The 1,914-nt window shown below is 64.3% G+C and carries 2 protein-coding genes; both read left to right on the top strand.

Annotated elements, in window-relative coordinates; translation table 11 throughout:
• The coding region (locus sphst_RS21275; RefSeq protein ID WP_234387653.1) for a CsbD family protein at positions 1–315 on the top strand (315 nt) is incomplete at its 5' end.
• 93 nt (positions 316–408) lie between these two features.
• Positions 409–1,803: a mechanosensitive ion channel gene (locus tag sphst_RS13655; RefSeq protein WP_051916161.1), complete on the top strand. Its 1,395-nt coding sequence runs from the start codon at positions 409–411 to the stop codon at positions 1,801–1,803.
• Positions 1,804–1,914 lie beyond the last annotated feature (111 nt).

Here is a 1,914-nt window from a genome sequence, read left to right as displayed (position 1 = left end):
AAGACCGCCGATGACCGTGTCGAGGACATCAACGAGACGGTCCGTCGTACCGATGTCGATGTCGACAACTTCGCAGGCTCGGACGGGTCCGCGCTCAGCGATCGTCTGCCGGGTTCGGTGAACCAGACCAAGACAACGGTCGGCACTGGAACGGACCTGGGCGATAAGGCTGCCGGCCTCGGCAAGGAAGCGCTTGGCAATATCAAGCAGGGCATCGGGAGCATCACCGGCAATGACAGCCTGAAGCGCGATGGCGAGCAGCAGGAGCGTTCGGGCGAGATGCAGCAGGGCAAGCTGCCCGGCGACAACCGCTAAGCAAGCACTGGGGCAGGGGGCGTCCGTCGGACGCCTCCTGCGCTTTCGCGTGTCGGCCAAGCCGTTCCCGCACACATCCTCAGGGAGGATATTATGAACGATCTACAATATGCGGGCGGCAGCGTCGTCGACGGCACCCGAGATTTCGGCAACCAAGCACTTTTCTACGCGCAGACCTGGGGGCCGCGCATCCTTGCCGCGCTGGTCATCCTGCTCATCGGCTGGCTTATCGCCCGCGCCGTGAAGTGGGGGGTTGCCAGCCTCATCAACAAGACCCCGCTTGCGCGTCACGCCAACCAGCCAAACCATCAGCCGCGCGACAAGACGACGATCGGCGCGCAGGTCGGCGACGCCGGCTTCTGGGTCGTTCTCCTCGTGGCATTCTTCCTTGCCGCCCAGCCGCTTGGTCTCGCCAGCGCGACCGGCCCGCTTGGTGACATGCTCAACGGCTTCGGCAATGCCGTTCCCCGGATCATCGGCGCAGGGCTGATCCTGTTCCTCGGCTACATCCTCGCCAGCGTAGCGAAGAAGGCTGTCGCCGCGGTCATCACTGCCAGCCATGTCGAGAAGCTGTCGAGCCATGTCGGCAGTACGCCGCCGACCGACCCGACCGCGCTGCCCCACGCGATCGGCAGCGTCGTGTTCGCGCTGATCATCATCCCGGTTGCAATCGCAGCACTCGATACGCTCAACATCGCCGCGATCTCGCAGCCTGCCACCGCCATGCTGCGGATCATCCTTGATGCCATCCCGCACGTCATTGCCGCCGGCATCATCATCACGCTGGCCTATTACATCGGCAAATTCGCATCGCAGCTGATCACCCAGTTTCTCGGCTCGACCGGGGTCGACCGCGCGATCGGGGCACTGGGCCTGTTTCCGCAAGGCAGCGCGGTGACGTCGACCACGACCGATCCGACGACAGGTCGGCCGCAGGTGAGTGTCTCGCCGTCGGGCGCCGCACCGATCTCGCCGTCCAAGATGGTCGGATCGGGCGTGTTCATCGCGATCATCATCTTCGGGCTGATGGAGGCATTCCGGCAACTTAACTTCGCCTATGGTTCACGGATCATGGCCGAGATCCTGACCCTGTTCGGCCAGGTGGTGTTCGGCGCGGTGATCATCGCGGCATCGGTCGCTATCGCCAAGCTGATCGCCAAGACGATCGAAGCAGGCGGCGGAGCGGGTGCCGAGTTTACTGCCTCGCTGACCAAGATTGCGATCATCGTGCTCGGCACCGCGATCGGCCTCCGGTTCATGGGTCTGGCGGACGACATCATCAATCTCGCCTTCGGCTTGATCCTTGGTGCCATTGCCGTCGCTTTCGCACTGGCCTTCGGCCTGGGTGGTCGTGACGCTGCCGGCAAGGTTGTCCAGCGGCTGCTGGGCAAGGCGGAGGAAGAGGCCAATAAGCCAACGCCGCCGCAGCCTTCGCCTGCCGCACCGCCAGTGGCCATGCCGGCTCAGAACCGGGACATCCGCCCATAAGGCGCGCTACGCTGTTTCCGGCCATTGTCGCCATCCTCCTTGTGGCTGGTTGCGATGGGCCACGCGCACGGCGTCGTCGACCTGATCCTCATCGACGTCGGCGCTGAGGAT

Origin of the sequence: Sphingomonas sp. STIS6.2, assembly GCF_000732685.2 — a bacterium.
GTDB lineage: Bacteria > Pseudomonadota > Alphaproteobacteria > Sphingomonadales > Sphingomonadaceae > Sphingomonas > Sphingomonas aerolata.
Note: the sequence above shows the minus strand (reverse complement) of the source record. Positions and strands in the feature narration are given on the sequence as shown.